Genomic DNA, 16,696 nt, shown 5'->3' with positions numbered 1-16,696 from the left:
GCGGTCGAGGCCGGAAAGCGGAACGGCCTCGTCGTGATGTCGCGGTACTTCGTCCCGGCTGATGGTGACGTCGTAGGCTGACGGCATGGCTCACGACGACCTCCACTACGGCTTCGAGACGCGTGCGATCCACGCGGGCCAGCATCCCGACCCACGTACCGGTGCCGTGATCGCGCCGATCTACCAGACGTCGACGTATGCGCAGGACGGTGTCGGTGGTACTCGCGAGGGTGACTACGAGTACTCCCGGACAGCCAACCCCACCCGCAGCGCCTCCGAGGAGGCGATCGCGGCGCTCGAACGTGCCCGGCACGGCCTGGCGTTCGCGTCCGGGATGGCCGCCTCGGACGCGGTGATCCGCGCCGCGCTCCGGCCAGGGGACCATCTGGTGCTCGGCAACGATGCCTATGGTGGCACGTTCCGGCTCATCGACAAGGTCCTGACGGGCTGGGGCGTGCGGTACAGCGTCGCCGACCTCACCTCCGCCGATGAGGTGCGCGCGGCAATGCGGCCGGAGACCAAGCTCGTCTGGTGCGAGTCCCCGAGCAACCCGCTGCTGGGAATCCCGGACCTGGCCACGCTGGCCCAACTCGCGCACGACGGTGGGGCACGCCTGGTCGTGGACAACACCTTCGCCACACCGTACCTGCAGCAACCCCTGGATCTCGGTGCCGACGTCGTCGTGCACTCCACCACGAAGTACCTGGGCGGCCACTCCGACGTGGTCGGCGGGGCCGTGGTCACCAACTCCGACGAGCTGCGCGAGCAGCTGTTCTTCCTGCGCAACTGCTCGGGTGCCGTTCCGGGGCCGTTCGACAGCTGGTTGACGATGCGCGGCATGAAGACGTTGGCGGTACGGATGGAACGGCACTGCGACAACGCCGAGCGGATCGCCGCGGAGCTGGTGGATCATCCGCGGGTCTCGCAGGTCTACTACCCGGGCCTGCCGGATCACCCCGGGCACGATCGCGCGACCAAGCAGATGCTGCGGTTCGGCGGGATGGTGTCGTTCACGCTCGACGGGGGCGAACCACACGCGCTGGAGACGGCCGCGCGGACCCAGCTGTTCACGCTCGCCGAGTCGCTGGGCGGCATCGAGTCGCTGATCGAGCATCCGGGCCAGATGACGCACGCGAGCGTCGCCGGCTCGTTGCTCCAGGTGCCGTCGAACCTGCTGCGGCTGTCTGTCGGTATCGAGAACGGTGATGACCTGGTGGCCGACCTGCGCGCAGCACTGGAGTAGGGCCGGAACCGGTGGCCACAGGGTGGGCCGCGCTGCCGGCTGCGGGATCGGCTGCGGGGCTCGGGAACAGGCGTGCCCGAGCGTGCCGGGGTCAGTCGCCCAGTTCCGCGCTCGGAACGGCGCCTGCCTCCTGCTGGGGGCGCGGCGCCTCGGGGACCTGCGCGGGGTCGACGCAACCACGGATCAGCTCGACGTGGCTGTCGTAGCGGACGTACATCCCGGGGTCGTCGCAGGTGGCGTGCTGAACGGTGAGGAAAGCGGCACCGGTGAGAGCGACCGCCGAACCGACGGCGCCGAAGAGGGCGGTCGCCTCGCGAAGTCTCCCGTGCCCCAGTGCCATGTCGAAGCTCCTGAACGTACGTGTTACGTGTGACACCCAGCGTACCTGGGCGTGGTGGGCGATGTGACTGGCGTGTCCCGTGGCGCGGTGCGGGTGGCATGATCAGGCGTTATGAGCCTAGTCACGATCGACGAGATCGACACCGCCCGTGACACCCTCGCGGACGTGGTGCGATACACCCCCATGGAGCACGCGATGGACCTCGCGCGCCTGCATGGCGGGGATGTGCACCTGAAGTGCGAGAACCTGCAACGGACCGGGTCGTTCAAGATCCGCGGTGCCTACACGCGGATTCACAACCTCAGCGAGGAGCAGCGCGCGCATGGCGTCGTCGCGGCCAGTGCCGGCAACCACGCCCAGGGGGTGGCGCTGGCGGCATCGCTGCTCGGCACCCGCTCGACGGTGTTCATGCCGGAGCGTGCGCCGCTGCCCAAACTCGCCGCGACCCGCGACTACGGCGCCGACGTGCACCTGCACGGTGGCCAGCTCGAGGAGACGCTCCGGGAGGCCACCGAGTTCTCCGAGCGGACCGGGGCCGTGTTCATCCACCCCTTCGACCATCCCGACATCATCGCCGGGCAGGGCACGGTCGGGTTGGAGGTGTTGGAGCAGGTGCCGGACGTTGCGACCGTGCTGGTCGCGACCGGCGGGGGCGGCCTCGTCTCCGGGATCGGTGCGGCGCTGCGGGAACGTAAACCGGACGCCAGGGTCGTCGCCGTGCAGGCGGCGAACGCGGCAGCGTTCCCACCGTCGTTGCGGGCCGGTCAGCCGGTCTCGCTGGCAAGCACGAACACCGTCGCCGACGGGATCGCGGTGGGGACGCCGGGACCCCTCGGCCTGTCCCACGTGGACTCGCTGGTCGACGAGGTCGTCACGGTCAGCGAGGAGTCGCTCTCCCGCGCCGTCCTGCTGTGCCTGGAGCGCCGCAAGCTCGTCGTCGAACCGGCTGGTGCGGCGGCGGTAGCAGCCCTGCTGGAACACGAGCACCGTTTCCAGCCGCCGATCGTAGCCGTGCTTTCCGGGGGAAACGTCGATCCACTGCTGCTGCTGCGCATCATCCGGCACGGCATGATCGCGGGTGGCCGGTACCTCTCGCTGCGCCTGCGGGTACGCGACACGCCGGGGTCCCTGGGTGTGCTGCTGACGCGCGTAGGTGAGCTCGGGGCCAACGTGCTCGACGTGGAGCATTCCCGTACCGCGGGAGCGCTCGAGCTCGAGGAGGTCGAGGTGTCGCTCAACCTGGAGACCAGGGGTCCCGAGCACTGCGCCGAGGTGGCGGCCGAGCTGCAGCGGGCCGACTACACCATCATTCCCTGAGCGGCGGGGTGGCGGGGCACGAGCACCGCGGTGCCCGTGCCCGCTGCCCGGCCGGCCACCGGCCGGCTGTGCCGGGTGCGATGGCTCAGAGGTTGCCGCGGCGCTGCTGTTCCCGCTCGATGGCCTCGAACAGGGCCTTGAAGTTGCCCTTGCCGAAACCGAGCGAGCCGTGCCGCTCGATCAACTCGAAGAACACCGTGGGGCGGTCCCCGATCGGTTTGGTGAACAGCTGGAGCAGGTAACCGTCCTCGTCCCTGTCGACGAGGATGCCGTGCTCCTGCAGCGTCTCGATCGGCACGCGCACCTCGCCGATGCGGGCGCGGAGCTCGGGGTCGTCGTAGTACGAGTCGGGGACGTTGAGGAACTCGACACCCGCCTTGCGCATGTGCCGGACGGTGCTGATGATGTCGTTGGTGGCCAGCGCGATGTGTTGGCAGCCGGCGCCGCCGTAGTAGTCGAGGTACTCGTCGATCTGGGAACGCTTCTTCGCCACGGCCGGCTCGTTGAGCGGGAACTTCACCCGGTGGTTGCCGTTGGCGACCACCTTGCTCATCAACGCCGAGTACTCGGTGGCGATGTCGTCACCGACGAACTCGGCCATGTTCACGAAGCCCATGACCCGGCGGTAGAAGTCCACCCAGTAGTCCATGTTGCCCAGCTCGACGTTGCCGACGCAGTGGTCGACCGCCTGGAAGAGCCTGCGTGGGGCCCCTTCGGCGCGCTCGATCGCGCCGTGCCGCGCGACGTAACCCGGCAGGTACGGCCCGGCGTAGCGGGACCGGTCGACGAGCGTGTGCCGGGTCTCGCCGTAGGTGGCGATGGCGCCGGTACGCACGGTGCCGTGCTCGTCATGCTCGTCGTGCGGCTCGTCGAGCACCGTCGCACCCATCGCGCGTGCATGCTCGATGCACCTGTCGACGTCGGCGACCTCGAGCGCCAGGTCGACCACCCCGTCGCCGTGCCTGCGATGGTGGTCGAGCAGTGGGGATGAGGGCTGCACGCCGCCCTTGACGACGAACCGGGCCGACCCCGAGGTCAGCACGAAGGCCTTGTGATCGGAATTGCCGGTCTCCGGGCCGGAGTAGGCGACCAGCGTCATCCCGAACGCCGCCTGGTAGAACCACGCGGCCTGAGTCGCGTTGCCCACGACGAACACCACGGCATCCATCGCGCGCACCGGGAACGGGTCGGTGGTCTCGTCGTGATCGACCAGGCCGACGAGCTGGCGCAACTGGTCATAGCTGACGTCGTCCATCTGCTCACCGGATCCAACCGTGTGTGTCATCTGGAACTCCTCGTGGACGCGTGGTGCGGTGGCGGTTCCACAGCGGGAGGGCGGTACGCGTGGTGTGTCGTACTCGAGTCCGCCGCGGTCGTCGCCGGGATCGCCGGTTACCCCGCAGGCCGGCCGCGCGTGCCGCCCTCCCCGTGTGGGATACATTCCAGCATCCACGTATGAGGCAAGATGTGCAAAAGACGCATTTTGCGCTAGGCAAAATGTGCAATCATAAGCCGGTAACGCCGATCATATTGAGCAACGTGTATAGGGAGAAGTCGTGGACGGGTCATCGCTGGACGCGCTGGACGCGCGGCTCCTGTTGCTGCTGGCCGACGAGCCCCGCCTCGGCGTGCTCGAGTGCGCGCGCCGCCTGGGGGTCGCGCGTGGCACCGTGCAGGCACGGCTGGACCGGCTCAGCGCCCAGCGCGTGGTGCGCGGGTTTCCCCCGGATATCGAGCCGGGCTCGCTCGGCTACACGCTCACCGCGTTCGCCGTTCTCGAGATCGCGCAGGGGCAGCGCGAGCACGTCGCGGACGCGCTCGCGGCGATCGACGAGGTATGCGAGGTGCACGCCACGACCGGGCAGGGGGACCTGTTCGTGCGGATGGTCGCGCGGTCCAACGACGACCTGCAACGGGTGATCGACACGGTCGTCGACGTCGCCGGGGTGCGGCGGACATCGACATCCATCGCGCTTTCCACGCCGGTCCCGCCGAGGATCCGTCCGCTGCTCGAACGCATCGCTCGGCGTTGAGCCCCCGGCGCGGGCCCGGACAGACACACGTCTGCCGGCGTCGCGAGCGCCGTCTCTCCGCCCGCGACGCCGGCAGGGGTGGTGCTCAGCCGGCCCGGCTCAGCGCGTGTACGGGACCGCCTTGATCAACGTGACCTTCTCCGTGCTGCCGTTCGGCAGCTCGTACTCACGCTCTTCACCTTCCGTGGCGCCGAGTAAGGCCTTGCCCAGTGGGGACTCCGGCGAGTACACCTCGTAGTCGTCCTGGGCACCCTCTTCTCGCGTGGCGAGGAGGAACTGCTCTTCCTCGTCCTCGCCTGCGTAGCGGATGGTGAGGACCATGCCCGGTTCCGCGCGACCGTCGCTCTTCGGGGCTTCTCCGACCTTGGCGTTGCGGAGCAGCTCCTGGAGGTACCTGATGCGGGCCTCCTGCTGACCCTGCTCCTCGCGCGCGGCGTGGTAACCGCCGTTCTCCCTGAGGTCGCCCTCTTCGCGACTCTCGTTGATCTTCGCGGCGATGACCGGGCGATTATCGATCAGCTCATCGAGTTCTCGCTTGAGCCTGTCGTAGGCATCCTGCGTCAACCAGGTCACCTTGGCGTCGCTCACGGTCACCATCTCCTCGGTACGTCTACCAACGCGGGTGTCGCGCCGGCCGTGCCGCTGCCTCCCAACGACACATATAACGAAAGACACGGCCCGTCGTGGACCGTGCCGATAGACGAGAATATCACGGTGAGCACGATGACGCCCGTGAGAAACGGTCCCCCGCCTACGTGAATCCCAGCTCAGGTGGGTTCCGTGCAGCGCAGTGCCAGGCAGCGGGCTGCGCCGCCGGTGTCCGGCCTCAACCGGTGGTACCGCCGCCGGAGGGGGTCAGGTACCCCGGGACGTCGTAGGAGCACGCGAACGTGTCAGCCGTGACCGGTGGCCGGGCGCTCCGGATGACGGCGCTGAGCACGGTATCCCCGTCCGACGGGGCGACGTAGACCTCCTTGCGCCCGCTCTCCGAGCCTGCCGAGTCCCGGACGCGCACGATGCAGACCGCAGGCCGTTCGGGTTCGTCCCTGCTCACCCGGATGGTGATCTCCATGGCGTCGTCGGACTGGACGGCGAACCCGATCCGCTCGGCCGAGATCGGCGCGGACCCGAGGTTGGTGTAGCCCACGAACGCGAGCACGCCGGCGGTCACGACAGCGGTGCCGGTGAACAGCCATCGCCTCCACCGGCGGCTACCGGCCGAGCGAGTCGGCCCGTAGCGCCCCTCGGGCAGACCCTCGGGCGGAGTCGAACCGGCATGGCCCACAACCAACCCTCCTGAACGTTACTGTCATGGATTCGAGGACAATAGGTTCAGTATCCGCGTACGCGGTGCGCCGGGCACACAGGGTTGGTCGCGGGAACTCGGACGAAGGGGTCGCGGAGCATGGACGAGAGTACCGGGGAGCGTCGAGCTGGCAGGCTGCGCATGATGACTGTGCACGCTCATCCGGACGACGAATCGAGCAAGGGCGCTGCGACCATGGCTCGATACGTGGCCGACGGGCACGAGGTGCGGGTCGTGACCTGCACCGGAGGTGAGGCCGGCAGTGTGTTGAACAAGGCGATGGACCGGCCCGAGGTCAACGCCAACCTCACCGAGGTGCGCCGCGAGGAGATGGCCACCGCTGCGAAGGTCCTCGGGGTCAGCCACAGCTGGCTCGGCTTCCTCGACTCGGGCCTGCCGGAGGGCGAGCCGTTACCGCCGTTGCCGGAGGGGTGTTTCGCGCTGGTCCCCCTCGAGGAATCGACGGAGGCGCTGGTCCGCGAGATTCGCGAGTTCCGGCCGCACGTGCTGGTGACCTATGACGAGAACGGCGGCTACCCGCACCCGGACCACATCCGGTGCCATGAGATCTCCGTGGCGGCGTTCGACGCGGCGGGCGACCCGAGCCGGTTCCCGGACGCCGGTGAGCCGTGGCAGCCGCTCAAGCTCTACTACTCGCACGGTTTCTCCCGCGCCAAGATCAGCACGTTCCACGAGGCCCTGCTTGCGCGCGGGCTGGAGTCGCCGTACGGGGAGTGGCTCGGCAAGTGGGACCCGGACAAGGCCGACGTGATGGAGCGGGTCACCACGCGGGTGCACTGCGCCGACTACTTCCACGTGCGGGACGAGGCGCTGAAGGCGCATGCCACGCAGATCGACCCGAACAGCCGGTGGTTCGCCGTGCCCCTCGACATGCAGCGCGAGGTATGGCCCACTGAGGAGTACGAGCTGGTCCGCAGCCTCGTGGACAGCACGCTGCCCGAGGACGACCTGTTCGCGGGGATAGAGGAATGAGCCGGGATCATGCCCACGACAGTGACTAGCCTGACGGTGCCCGCGGCACACGCCGCCGCGGTGGTGCTCGCTCAGCAACCCGGTCAGGGCGACAACGGCGGGCAAGGCGAGGACTTCGGCAAGTCGTCTCCGCTCGGCCTGCTGGTGCTGCTGCTGTTCTTCATCGCCGTCGCGCTGCTGGTGCGCTCGATGACCAGGCATCTCGGTCGCGTGCCCACGAGCTTCGACGGTGACGGCACCGGTACTGCCGGGGACGGCGAGGGCGCAGCGCGCGACGGCGGGTCGGCAGACGCCGGCGGTGTCGACGGCGCGGGCGGTGCCGCATCGGACTCAGCCGAGCCCCCTGTCGAGCCCCCTGTCGAGCCCCCTGTCGAGCCCCCTGCCGAGCCCCCTGCCGAGCACGGTGATCGCGCCGGGCCCGACGGTGCCCCCGGTCCGGCACCGGGGAGGTAACGTCCGACGGATCGCGCGCGGTCTGTCACGCTGGAGGCATGACCAATCGCCTCAACGCGGCAACGAGCCCGTACCTGCTGCAACACGCGGACAATCCCGTCGAATGGTGGCCGTGGTGCCAGGAGGCGCTCGACGAGGCCGAACGCAGGGACGTCCCGATCCTGCTGTCCATCGGGTACTCGGCGTGCCACTGGTGCCACGTGATGGCGCACGAGTCGTTCGAGGACCCCGCCACGGCCGCGGTCATGAACGAGAACTTCGTCAACATCAAGGTGGACCGCGAGGAACGCCCGGACATCGACGCGATCTACATGACCGCGACCCAGGCCATGACCGGCCAGGGCGGGTGGCCGATGACCTGCTTCCTCACCCCGGAAGGCGAGCCGTTCCACTGCGGGACCTACTACCCGGCGCAGCCGAAAATGGGCATGCCGTCGTTCACCCAGTTGCTGCAGGCCGTGATGGAAGCCTGGCGGGACCGTCAGGCCGAGCTGCGGGAGGCGGGTAGCAAGGTGGTCGAGCACCTTGCCGAGCAGACCAAGCCGCTGACCGAGCAGGCCGTGACCGCCGAGACGCTGGATGCCGCGGTGCGAACGTTGCACGAGCAGTTCGACGAGTCCGCCGGCGGGTTCGGCTCCGCCCCGAAGTTCCCGCCGTCGATGGTGCTCGAGTTCCTGCTGCGGCACCACGAGCGGACCGGCTCGGAGGCGGCCATGCGGATGGTCACCTCCTGTGCCGAGGCCATGGCGCGTGGCGGCATCTACGACCAGCTGGGCGGCGGGTTCGCCCGCTACTCGGTGGACGCGAACTGGATCGTCCCGCACTTCGAGAAGATGCTGTACGACAACGCGCTGCTGCTGCGCGCCTACGCGCACCTGGCACGGCGGACCGGCTCCGAGCTGGCCACCCGGGTGGCCGAGGAGACGGCGTGGTTCCTGCTGCGGGAGATGCGTACGGAGCAGGGAGCGTTCGCGGCCTCCTTCGACGCGGACACCGACGGCTCCGAGGGCCTGACCTACGTGTGGACGCCCGCACAACTGGTCGAGGTGCTTGGCGAGGACGACGGCCGGTGGGCTGCGGAGCTGTTCGGGGTGACCGAGGAAGGCACCTTCGAGGAGGGTGCATCGACGTTGCGGTTGCTCACCGACCCGGACGATGTCGCTCGGTGGCGGCGCGTGCGCTCCGCCCTGCACTCCGCCCGCTCCGAGCGTCCCCAGCCCGACCGCGACGACAAGGTGCTCACCGAGTGGAACGGGCTGGCGATCACCGCGCTCGCCGAGGCAGGCACGGCGCTGGGCAGGGAAGAGTTCGTGGATGCGGCGTCGGCCGCGGCCCGCTTCCTGCTCGACAGGCACGCCGACGGCGCCAGGCTGGTGCGTACCTCGCGGGACGGCGTGCCGGGGGACGCGGACGGGGTGCTCGGCGACTACTCGTGCCTGGCCGAGGGCCTGCTCGCGCTCCACCAGGCGACCGGCCAGGCCCACTGGCTGACCGGGGCGACCGGCCTGCTGGACACCGCGCTGGAGCGGTTCGCAGCCAAGGACAGCCCCGGGACCTTCTACGACACGGCCGACGACGCGGAGTCGCTTGTGCACAGGCCCTCCGACCCCGGCGACAACGCGAGCCCGTCGGGGGCCTCGGCGCTCGCGTCCGCGTTGCTGACAGCCTCGGCTCTCGCAGGCGCCGAGCACGCAGGCCGGTACAGGGACGCGTGTGAGTCGGCGCTGCGCCGGGCGGGCGTGCTCATCGAACGCGCCCCGCGGTTCGCGGGTACCTGGCTGTCGGTTGCCGAGGCTGCCCAGTCCGGTCCGGTGCAGGTCGCCGTCGTGGGTTCCGATGCCGCGCAGCGGGAGCCGTTGCACGCGGTCGCGGCGAGCCGCGCGCCCGGCGGCTCCGTCGTGCTGGCGGGTGTGCCGGACTCCGAGGGCGCGCCGCTGCTGGCCGGCCGCCCGACCGTGGACGGCGCCCCGGCCGCCTACGTCTGCGAGGGCTACGTCTGCCAGCGGCCGGTGACCACCCCGGACGAGCTCGCCGCCGCCCTCACCTGACCCTCACCGGGGTGGAGCCGAATGTCACGTTTGGCTCCTTCTATGGAACCAAGGTCACCTCGGGCTCCTTCGGGCGTGCGCGGGTGGTGGGAGCCCGAGGTGACATTCGGTTCCTCTATGGAGCCCGATGTCACGTTGGGCTCCCACCAGCCCGGTGCGTTCGGCCGGGCGCGCTCGCGCGCTACCGGGGCCGGGAGCCGTAGTCGCCGAACGGGTCGTCGCGCTCGCGGACAGCCTGGCGGAAGCCCGCTTCGGTGGCGCGGTCCACGAACGCCTGTCCCTCCGGGGTGTGCCTGGCGATGCCGTCGAGGAACGTGCCGAGCGTGCGGGAGGACGTGAACCCCATGTTCTCCGCCGTCTGGTTGCACAGCAGCTTGAGCATCTCCAGCTGGTTACCCGGCAGCCGGGCCATCCGGTCGGCCAGCCCGAACGCGTGCTCGTCGAGCTGCGCGTCCGGCACGCACTCGGCGATCAGGCCGATCTCGGCGGCGGTCGGCGCGGGGATCTCGTCCCCGGTGAGCAGGTAGCGTTTGGCTTTCTCGAACCCCATGCGGTACACCCACATGGCCGTGGTCGGCGTCCCCCATACCCGTGCCGGTGGGTAGCCGAACACAGCCGACTCGGACGCCACGATGATGTCCGAGCACAGCACCATGTCGGTGCCACCGGCGATGCACCATCCGTGCACTGCCGAGACGGTCGGTTTGGCCGCGTACCAGAGCTTGAGGTAGACGTCGACGAACCGGGACATCATCCGGAAGTCCCTCGCCGAGTCCCAGCTCTGCTCGGCGCTTTCCGCCGAGGCCTGGTAGGTGGTCGACCAGTCGAGCCCGTAACCGGCACAGAAGGCCGGGCCGTCCGCGCGCAGCAGCATGACGCGCACCTGCGGGTCGCGGTCGGCGTCGTCGACGGCCTCGGCCAGCTCGTCGCGCAGCTGCGGGGTGATGGTGTTGTACTGCTCGGGCCTGGCGAGCACGATCGAGCGGACGCCGCCCGCTGTCTCGGTGCGCAGAGCCTGGTTCATGCCGCGACCTGTGCGCGCTCGATGATCGAGCCGGTGTCGACCCCGCTGGGCAGGGTACCGAATGCCACGCCCCAGTCGCCGCCGAAGCGGCTTGCGCAGAACGCGTCGGCGACGGCGGGCTCGCCGTGCCGTACCAGCAGCGAGCCCTGCAACACCATGGCCATCGTTTCCACCAGCCTGCGCGCCCGGAACTGGATGTCGTCGTGGTTGGACAGCTCCTTGCCGAGCGCGCGGATGGCTTCGTCGAGCCGCGCGTCCGCCCCCGCGGCCTTGTTGACCTCGGCGAAGAACGCGTCCACCGACTCGGGTTGCTTGGCCATGGCGCGCAGTGTGTCCAGCGCGGCGACGTTGCCGGATCCCTCCCATATGGACACCAGTGGTGCCTCCCTGTACAGCCGGGGCATCCCGGACTCCTCCACGTAGCCGTTTCCGCCGAGGCACTCCAGAGCCTCGGCGGCGTGCGCCGGGCCACGCTTGCAGATCCAGTACTTGCTGGCGGCGAGGCCGAGCCTGCGGAAGGCGGCTTCCTGCTCGTCGCCCGCGGCTGCCCGGTCGGCGGCACCGGCGAGCCGGATCGCCGCGAGTGCGGCGGCCTCGGACTCCACGGTCAGGTCTGCCAGCACGTTGCGCATCAGCGGCGTGTCGATCAGCGAGTCCCCGAACGCGGCGCGGTGCGTTGCGTGGTGCACGGCCTGCACGACGCCGGCCCGCATACCCGCGGCGGCGCCGATCGCACAGTCCAGCCGGGTCATGTTGACCATGTCGATGATGGTGGGAACGCCGCGCCCCTCCGCGCCGACGAGCCAACCGAGCGCGCCGTCGTACTCGATCTCCGCCGAGGCGTTGGAACGGTTGCCCAGCTTGTCCTTGAGCCGCTGCAGGTGCATCCGGTTGCGGCTGCCGTCCGGGAGCACCCGGGGGAGCAGGAAGCAGGACAACCCGTTGGCGGTCTGGGCGAGCGTGAGGAACACATCCGACATCGGAGCCGAGGTGAACCACTTGTGCCCGGTGATGGTGTAGCTGCCGTCGGCGTTGGCCGTCGCGCTCGTGGAGTTGCTGCGCACGTCCGAGCCGCCCTGCTTCTCCGTCATGGACATGCCCGCGAGGACGCCGCGTTTCGTCGCGGGTACCCGCAGCCCGTAGTCGTACTCCTGCGAGGCGAGTAGCGGTTCGTACACCTCGGCAAGTTCCGGCGTGTGACGCAGCGCGGGCACCGCGGCGTAGGTCATCGAGATCGGGCACAGGTGCCCCGGCTCCACCTGCATCCACAGGTAGGTCTTGGCAGCGCGCGCCACGTGCGCGCCCTGCCGCTCGTCCTGCCACGGAGCGGCGTGCAGCCCGTGGCGTACCGCGACGTCCATCAGGGTGTGCCAGTGCGGGTGGAACTCGACCTCGTCGATGCGGTGGCCGTACCGGTCGTGGGTGCGCAACGCGGGCGGGTTCTCGTTGACCAGCCGGCCCCAGTCCTGTGCCTGCGCGCTCCCGGCGAGGGTGCCGAGCTCGTGCAGCTCGCCGGAGGCCCACCCGGCGCCTTCCCGCTCCACGGCCGCCTGCAACGTGGTGTCGGCGGCGACGTCGTGACCGGTCAGTGGGGGAACCTGGTTGGTGACCTCATGGGTGTGTGACATGGCTGCCTCCGGTGACGGGGGGTGTGGTCGGCGTGTTCGGCGACAGGGTGCCGCCTCCGAGCGCCTGGGCGGCGAAGGTGCACAGTGCGGGGATGACGTCGGCGTCCGCGCTCTCGGCGGTGAGCGGGCCGATCATGACTTCGGCGATGGCCCCGACGAGCGCTGCTGCGGAGATGTTCGCGTCCTGGGGCGGCAGCACCCCTGCGGTGACTCCCTCTGTGATGCGCGCGGCGACGACGTCCCGGAAGGCCTGGCGGAACACAAGGCGCTGCTGCTCGACGGGAGCGTCCACGGGTTCGGCGAGCAGGGCGTAGGCCAGCCGCGGTGTCTTCAGCGCGCGGTTCGCGAAGGTCTCGATCACCGCGGTGACGCGCTCGGTCACGCCGGAGGCGCTGGTCGAGGCCTGCTCGACGGCGGCGACCTCGCGCTCGACGACGCGGCGGAACAGCTCGGCGACGAGCTCGGCCTTGCTCGGGAAGTGCCGGTACACGCTGCCGATCGCCACACCCGCTTCGGCGGCGACGGCGGCGACGGAACAGCCCGCGTAGCCGCGTTCGGCCAGCAGCCGGACAGCGGACTCGAGCAGGAGCTCGCGTTGCGCGTCGAGCCTGGCCTGCACGCGCGGGGTACGTCGGTACGGCATGACAAGAGTGAATCATTGATTCACTGCTTCATGCAAGACCGGACGCAGCGCGTGATCGACCGGGGCGTGTTGTTGGCACGTTGCCGCGTGACGAGGGTGGGGTATCGCGTGACTTCCAGGATGCGGGAGCGCCGGCCCGTGACGTGCACTGAGAGGATGGAGACGTGGTCACGGTCGCGCGGCTGGTGACGTCGATCGATATCGACGGGGATGCCACGAGCAGGACACGGATGGATGTTTCGGCGTGCCACGAAGCCGAGCTCACCGACGGGCGTCGCATCGTGCTGCTCGACGATCACGGTTGGAGCGGGTCCATCAGGGACACGACAGCAACCATCCCGGACATCTGGACGTCCCACTCGCTCGAGGAGATCTGCGATACCGCGCGCATGGTGGTCGGGCCGGACGAGCCGCCCGATGACCTCTCGCACGAAGACATGGCAGCGCACCACTGGACGGTACTGGCGGGTATCCTCCGCCGGCACGGTATTGCGGCCGACGCGGCCGAGCTACGACACCTTCCACACGAGGTCGTGCCCAGCGCACGGCTGCTTACCCGCATCGGCCGCACGACACAGGACACACCACCCGGTGGCGAGCCGTACAACGGCTGATCGTGCTATACCGGCAGGCCGTCCCTCACCGCGTCGTCGAGCCACGGTCCGGCTCGCAGCTGGGCGTACATGGCGAGCCAGATCGCGATGTCATGAGCCCTGCCCACGCGCGACGTCGGTACGAGGCGCGGCTCACCTGCATGAGCTGCCAAGACATGGCTCGCTGGTTCTCGCGTGTTCTCGTCTGTGCCGGACGCTCGACGGCCTGAGTAGTGAGCACGTAGCCGTTGGCGTTGTCAGCTTGGGAACCATCCGCTCGTACCTTGGAAGTAGCCCTGACCTGCAGCTAACCCGAGTCAGGATGAGCCTCGGTTGACCGTGCTCGACCGTGCTTGGCCGCGCTTGGTGGCCCACTTGCGGCCCGTATCTGTCCAAACCTGGGCGTCCTGCCAGAGGCGCTACGTGGAACTCGGCCGCAAACCCCGGTTGCCGTGCCGGGCGCGCGCTCGGTAGCGTCTTCCTCGTGATCACCGGGACGGCGCTACGCCACGCACGGATTGGTGACCCGGCACAGGGTTGAGCCCGCGCGAGGTGCCAAGGTGGCGCCTGCCGGGTTGGCCGCGTGGACCTCCGCGGCATGGGTCCAACTGAACTTCCATCCATGTCAAGGCAATCCACAGCGAGGACACTCATGCCAGTCACTTTCAACCACACCATCATCGCGGCCAAAGACAGCGATGAGTCGGCGCGTTTCTTCCGCGACATCTTCGAGGCCGCCGAAGCCCCATCGTGGGGCGTATTCACTAACGTCCAGCTCGACGAGGGCGTGCTGCTGCAGTTCGCTGTGCCGCCGGTCGACGAGATCCAGATGCAGCACTACGCGTTCCTGGTCGACGACGAGCTGTTCGATCGGGCATATGCCCGCATCCGGGACCGCGGGATCGAGCACGCAGCCGACCCGTTCTGGAAACGCCCGGGCGAGATCAACAACGAGCACGGTGGGCGCGGCGTCTACTTCATGGACCCCGCCGGGCACGCCCTCGAAATGATCACCCGCCCGTACTTGTAGGCACCGCCCATCGTTCCTCCCTGTCCCCTTCGTCCTTGCCGCGCCTGGCGCCGTGCCGGCCGGGGCAAGGGTTTATCGCGTAGCGACGCCGGTGTACGCCTCGGTGCTGCTCGATGCCGGGGAATCGGTGAAGGCGTTGTCTCAGTACCTGGGTCACCCGGATCCTGGGTTTACGTTGCGCGTGTATACCCACCTGATGCCGTCGAGCCACGAGCGGACGCGCAAGGCCGTTGATGGCTTCTTCGACGTCGCGCTCCGGGACGATGAGATACAGGGTCAGCAGGCGGCCTGACGGCCTATGGACGGCCTGGCGATGTCCATGTACAGGCGTGATCGCAGCTAGGCGTACATGGCGAGCCAGACGGCGATGTAGTGGCAGATCGCAGCCATAGCGGTGCACGCGTGAAACGCCTCGTGGAAGCCGAAGGTCTCGGGCCACAGGCGGGGCCGCTTGGCTGCGTAGACGATGCCGCCCACGGTGTAGAGTGCCCCGCCCGCCAGCAGCAGCACCAGCGCTGCGACCCCGGCGTTCTCGAGGAGTTCGGGCAGCACGAACACGGCGACCCAGCCGAGCGCGATGTAGATGGGTACGCCGAGTGCGGCAGGGGCTGCCGGCCACAGCAGTTTCAGCAGCACACCGGCGAGCGCGCCACACCACACCACGGCGAGCACGACGTATCCCGTGGGCTGGGTCATCGCCAGCAGCGTGAACGGGGTGTAGGTTCCCGCGATGAACAGGAAGATCATGGAGTGGTCGAGGCGCTTCATCCACAGGTGAACGCGACGGCTCCGCCACGTACGGCGGTGGTACAGGGCGCTGACCCCGAAGACCCCGAGCACCGTAGCGGTGTAGATCGTGGTCGCCAGCGCCGCCTGGCCGGAGACCGTCGAGGCGGCCAGCGCCACCAGGGTCGTACCGGCCGCGAGCGCGACCAGGAAGGACCAGAGGTGAATCCACCCGCGCATCCGTGGCCGCTCGACCGTACCGATGGACGGATGCTGCGCTGACGAACCGGAAGGCGAGGAGTTCATCGCGGCACTCACACCGCCAGATTACGCTACCGTAGGTCGAGCTCCAGCGGACGTGGCCGACGACACCGGGCCGGGCGCAGCCGGTGTCGAGATGACGTAGCAGCACGACAGTGCGTAGGCTACCGGGGCGTGAGTGTCCGGTCGTTTCTTTCCAACCTGGTCTACGGTGCCTACAGCCGCAGGCTGATCCAGCAGGTCGGGGGGCGGACCCCGCGGCATATCGCGGTGATCCTCGACGGGAACCGCAGATGGGCACGCGAAGCCGGGTTCACCGACGTCAGCGACGGACACCGGGTGGGAGCGCTCAAGATCGCGCACTTCCTGCAGTGGTGCCAGGAGGCCGATGTCGAGGTCGTCACCCTGTTCCTGCTTTCGATGGACAACCTCAAGAGGCAGAACGAGGAGGTCCGTGCGCTGCTGCAGATCGTCGCGGGTGTCATCGACGAGCTGGCCGGGCCCGAGCAGCCTTGGCGACTGCGCATCGTTGGCGCAACGGACATGCTTCCCCCGGATATCGCTGCGCAGGTGAGCGCGGCGGCGATGCGCACGACCGCACGCTCGGGTATGGAGGTCAACGTGGCGGTCGGGTACGGCGGGCGCCAGGAGATCGCGTACGCCGTCCGCAGGCTGCTCGAGCAGCACGCCAGTGAGGGCACGACGATCGAGGAGCTGGCCAGGACTCTCGACGTGGACCACATCTCGGAACATCTCTACACATCGGGCCAGCCGGACCCGGACCTCATTATTCGGACATCCGGGGAACAACGTCTGTCTGGATTCCTTCTCTGGCAATCGGCAAATTCGGAATTCTGGTTCACCGAGGCATACTGGCCGGCATTTCGGCGGGTCGATTTCCTCCGGGCGTTGCGTGATTTCGCGTGGCGCGAACGGCGGTACGGATCGTAATTCGGCTATATGTGCCTGGAAACTGTCGGCTGTCCGTTTCCGGCGCCCGGCAGAAATGTCGCGTGGGCTGTCCGGCGCCGCGTGCCTGCCGAGCCGCCTGCCGTGTA

Annotated in this window: 17 protein-coding genes and 1 pseudogene; 10 read left to right on the top strand and 8 right to left on the bottom strand. The window is 69.0% G+C overall.

Annotated features, from left to right (window positions below; all coding sequences use genetic code 11):
• The first annotated feature begins 85 nt into the window (after window positions 1-85).
• Entirely contained in the window at window positions 86-1,243 is a 1,158-nt protein-coding gene (locus CHB84_RS02120; protein WP_089299756.1) for a cystathionine gamma-synthase, read from the top strand.
• Window positions 1,244-1,334: 91 nt separating this feature from the next.
• Here the strand turns inward: CHB84_RS02120 and CHB84_RS02115 are convergent, their stop codons facing one another.
• Entirely contained in the window at window positions 1,335-1,583 is a 249-nt protein-coding gene (locus CHB84_RS02115) for a hypothetical protein (protein WP_089299755.1), read from the bottom strand.
• 111 nt (window positions 1,584-1,694) lie between these two features.
• Between CHB84_RS02115 and ilvA the strand changes: the two genes are divergently transcribed.
• Window positions 1,695-2,900: a threonine ammonia-lyase gene (gene ilvA / locus CHB84_RS02110; protein WP_089299754.1), complete on the top strand. Its 1,206-nt coding sequence runs from the start codon at window positions 1,695-1,697 to the stop codon at window positions 2,898-2,900.
• 85 nt (window positions 2,901-2,985) lie between these two features.
• On the opposite strand, the gene hppD is transcribed toward ilvA, so the two are convergent.
• Window positions 2,986-4,185 carry a 4-hydroxyphenylpyruvate dioxygenase gene (hppD, locus tag CHB84_RS02105; protein WP_089299872.1) on the bottom strand — a complete coding sequence of 400 codons (1,200 nt, stop codon included), beginning with the start codon at window positions 4,183-4,185 and terminating at the stop codon, window positions 2,986-2,988.
• Window positions 4,186-4,456: 271 nt separating this feature from the next.
• Between hppD and CHB84_RS02100 the strand changes: the two genes are divergently transcribed.
• Window positions 4,457-4,933 carry an Lrp/AsnC family transcriptional regulator gene (locus CHB84_RS02100; protein WP_089299753.1) on the top strand — a complete coding sequence of 159 codons (477 nt, stop codon included), beginning with the start codon at window positions 4,457-4,459 and terminating at the stop codon, window positions 4,931-4,933.
• Window positions 4,934-5,032: 99 nt separating this feature from the next.
• On the opposite strand, the gene greA is transcribed toward CHB84_RS02100, so the two are convergent.
• Together greA and CHB84_RS02090 are read right to left on the bottom strand one after the other, a co-directional pair.
• Window positions 5,033-5,530 carry a transcription elongation factor GreA gene (greA, locus tag CHB84_RS02095; protein WP_089299752.1) on the bottom strand — a complete coding sequence of 166 codons (498 nt, stop codon included), beginning with the start codon at window positions 5,528-5,530 and terminating at the stop codon, window positions 5,033-5,035.
• Between the two features lie 229 nt (window positions 5,531-5,759).
• Window positions 5,760-6,218 (bottom strand): DUF4307 domain-containing protein, encoded by a 459-nt coding sequence (locus CHB84_RS02090; RefSeq protein ID WP_089299751.1) that lies wholly within the window; start codon window positions 6,216-6,218, stop codon window positions 5,760-5,762.
• Between the two features lie 120 nt (window positions 6,219-6,338).
• Between CHB84_RS02090 and mca the strand changes: the two genes are divergently transcribed.
• From mca to CHB84_RS02075, 3 genes and pseudogenes are all read left to right on the top strand, one after another.
• Window positions 6,339-7,232, top strand: coding sequence for a mycothiol conjugate amidase Mca (gene mca / locus CHB84_RS02085; RefSeq protein ID WP_089299750.1), 894 nt, complete (start codon window positions 6,339-6,341; stop codon window positions 7,230-7,232).
• Window positions 7,233-7,241: 9 nt separating this feature from the next.
• Window positions 7,242-7,464: pseudogene (locus tag CHB84_RS02080) on the top strand (hypothetical protein); the annotation flags it as partial.
• A 259-nt stretch (window positions 7,465-7,723) separates the two neighbouring features.
• Window positions 7,724-9,733: a thioredoxin domain-containing protein gene (locus tag CHB84_RS02075; protein WP_089299749.1), complete on the top strand. Its 2,010-nt coding sequence runs from the start codon at window positions 7,724-7,726 to the stop codon at window positions 9,731-9,733.
• A 181-nt stretch (window positions 9,734-9,914) separates the two neighbouring features.
• On the opposite strand, the gene CHB84_RS02070 is transcribed toward CHB84_RS02075, so the two are convergent.
• The 3 genes from CHB84_RS02070 to CHB84_RS02060 are packed head-to-tail and all read right to left on the bottom strand — an operon-like array spanning window position 9,915 to window position 13,028.
• The gene (locus CHB84_RS02070; protein ID WP_089299748.1) at window positions 9,915-10,757 is read right to left on the bottom strand and encodes a crotonase/enoyl-CoA hydratase family protein; all 843 of its coding nucleotides are present in this window, start codon (window positions 10,755-10,757) and stop codon (window positions 9,915-9,917) included.
• Complete coding sequence (locus tag CHB84_RS02065; protein ID WP_089299747.1) at window positions 10,754-12,385, bottom strand: isovaleryl-CoA dehydrogenase; 1,632 nt, start codon at window positions 12,383-12,385, stop codon at window positions 10,754-10,756. The genes CHB84_RS02070 and CHB84_RS02065 overlap by 4 nt, the downstream gene beginning before the upstream one ends.
• Window positions 12,369-13,028 carry a TetR/AcrR family transcriptional regulator gene (locus tag CHB84_RS02060; protein WP_089299746.1) on the bottom strand — a complete coding sequence of 220 codons (660 nt, stop codon included), beginning with the start codon at window positions 13,026-13,028 and terminating at the stop codon, window positions 12,369-12,371. The genes CHB84_RS02065 and CHB84_RS02060 overlap by 17 nt, the downstream gene beginning before the upstream one ends.
• 164 nt (window positions 13,029-13,192) lie before the next feature.
• On the opposite strand from CHB84_RS02060, the gene CHB84_RS02055 reads away from it, so the two are divergent.
• The 3 genes from CHB84_RS02055 (at window position 13,193) to CHB84_RS02045 (ending at window position 14,943) form a co-directional block, all read left to right on the top strand.
• Entirely contained in the window at window positions 13,193-13,642 is a 450-nt protein-coding gene (locus tag CHB84_RS02055) for a hypothetical protein (protein ID WP_089299745.1), read from the top strand.
• 631 nt (window positions 13,643-14,273) lie between these two features.
• Entirely contained in the window at window positions 14,274-14,651 is a 378-nt protein-coding gene (locus tag CHB84_RS02050; protein ID WP_089299744.1) for a VOC family protein, read from the top strand.
• A 91-nt stretch (window positions 14,652-14,742) separates the two neighbouring features.
• Window positions 14,743-14,943 carry a site-specific integrase gene (locus CHB84_RS02045; protein WP_245818500.1) on the top strand — a complete coding sequence of 67 codons (201 nt, stop codon included), beginning with the start codon at window positions 14,743-14,745 and terminating at the stop codon, window positions 14,941-14,943.
• Between the two features lie 47 nt (window positions 14,944-14,990).
• On the opposite strand, the gene trhA is transcribed toward CHB84_RS02045, so the two are convergent.
• Window positions 14,991-15,683 (bottom strand): PAQR family membrane homeostasis protein TrhA, encoded by a 693-nt coding sequence (gene trhA, locus CHB84_RS02040; protein ID WP_089299871.1) that lies wholly within the window; start codon window positions 15,681-15,683, stop codon window positions 14,991-14,993.
• A gap of 129 nt (window positions 15,684-15,812) precedes the next feature.
• Between trhA and CHB84_RS02035 the strand changes: the two genes are divergently transcribed.
• Complete coding sequence (locus CHB84_RS02035; RefSeq protein ID WP_089299743.1) at window positions 15,813-16,589, top strand: isoprenyl transferase; 777 nt, start codon at window positions 15,813-15,815, stop codon at window positions 16,587-16,589.
• The last annotated feature ends 107 nt before the right edge of the window (window positions 16,590-16,696 follow it).

Source organism: Haloechinothrix alba (assembly GCF_900188115.1).
GTDB lineage: Bacteria > Actinomycetota > Actinomycetes > Mycobacteriales > Pseudonocardiaceae > Haloechinothrix > Haloechinothrix alba.
This window is presented reverse-complemented; position numbering and strand designations above follow the sequence as displayed.

Coding starts and splice junctions, on each gene's coding strand:
- CHB84_RS02120 (WP_089299756.1), top strand. CDS start 86: ATGGCTCACGACGACCTCCACTACGGCTTCGAGACGCGTGCGATCCAC.
- CHB84_RS02115 (WP_089299755.1), bottom strand. CDS start 1,583: ATGGCACTGGGGCACGGGAGACTTCGCGAGGCGACCGCCCTCTTCGGC.
- ilvA (WP_089299754.1), top strand. CDS start 1,695: ATGAGCCTAGTCACGATCGACGAGATCGACACCGCCCGTGACACCCTC.
- hppD (WP_089299872.1), bottom strand. CDS start 4,185: ATGACACACACGGTTGGATCCGGTGAGCAGATGGACGACGTCAGCTAT.
- greA (WP_089299752.1), bottom strand. CDS start 5,530: ATGGTGACCGTGAGCGACGCCAAGGTGACCTGGTTGACGCAGGATGCC.
- mca (WP_089299750.1), top strand. CDS start 6,339: ATGGACGAGAGTACCGGGGAGCGTCGAGCTGGCAGGCTGCGCATGATG.
- CHB84_RS02075 (WP_089299749.1), top strand. CDS start 7,724: ATGACCAATCGCCTCAACGCGGCAACGAGCCCGTACCTGCTGCAACAC.
- CHB84_RS02070 (WP_089299748.1), bottom strand. CDS start 10,757: ATGAACCAGGCTCTGCGCACCGAGACAGCGGGCGGCGTCCGCTCGATC.
- CHB84_RS02065 (WP_089299747.1), bottom strand. CDS start 12,385: ATGTCACACACCCATGAGGTCACCAACCAGGTTCCCCCACTGACCGGT.
- CHB84_RS02060 (WP_089299746.1), bottom strand. CDS start 13,028: ATGCCGTACCGACGTACCCCGCGCGTGCAGGCCAGGCTCGACGCGCAA.
- CHB84_RS02050 (WP_089299744.1), top strand. CDS start 14,274: ATGCCAGTCACTTTCAACCACACCATCATCGCGGCCAAAGACAGCGAT.
- trhA (WP_089299871.1), bottom strand. CDS start 15,683: ATGAACTCCTCGCCTTCCGGTTCGTCAGCGCAGCATCCGTCCATCGGT.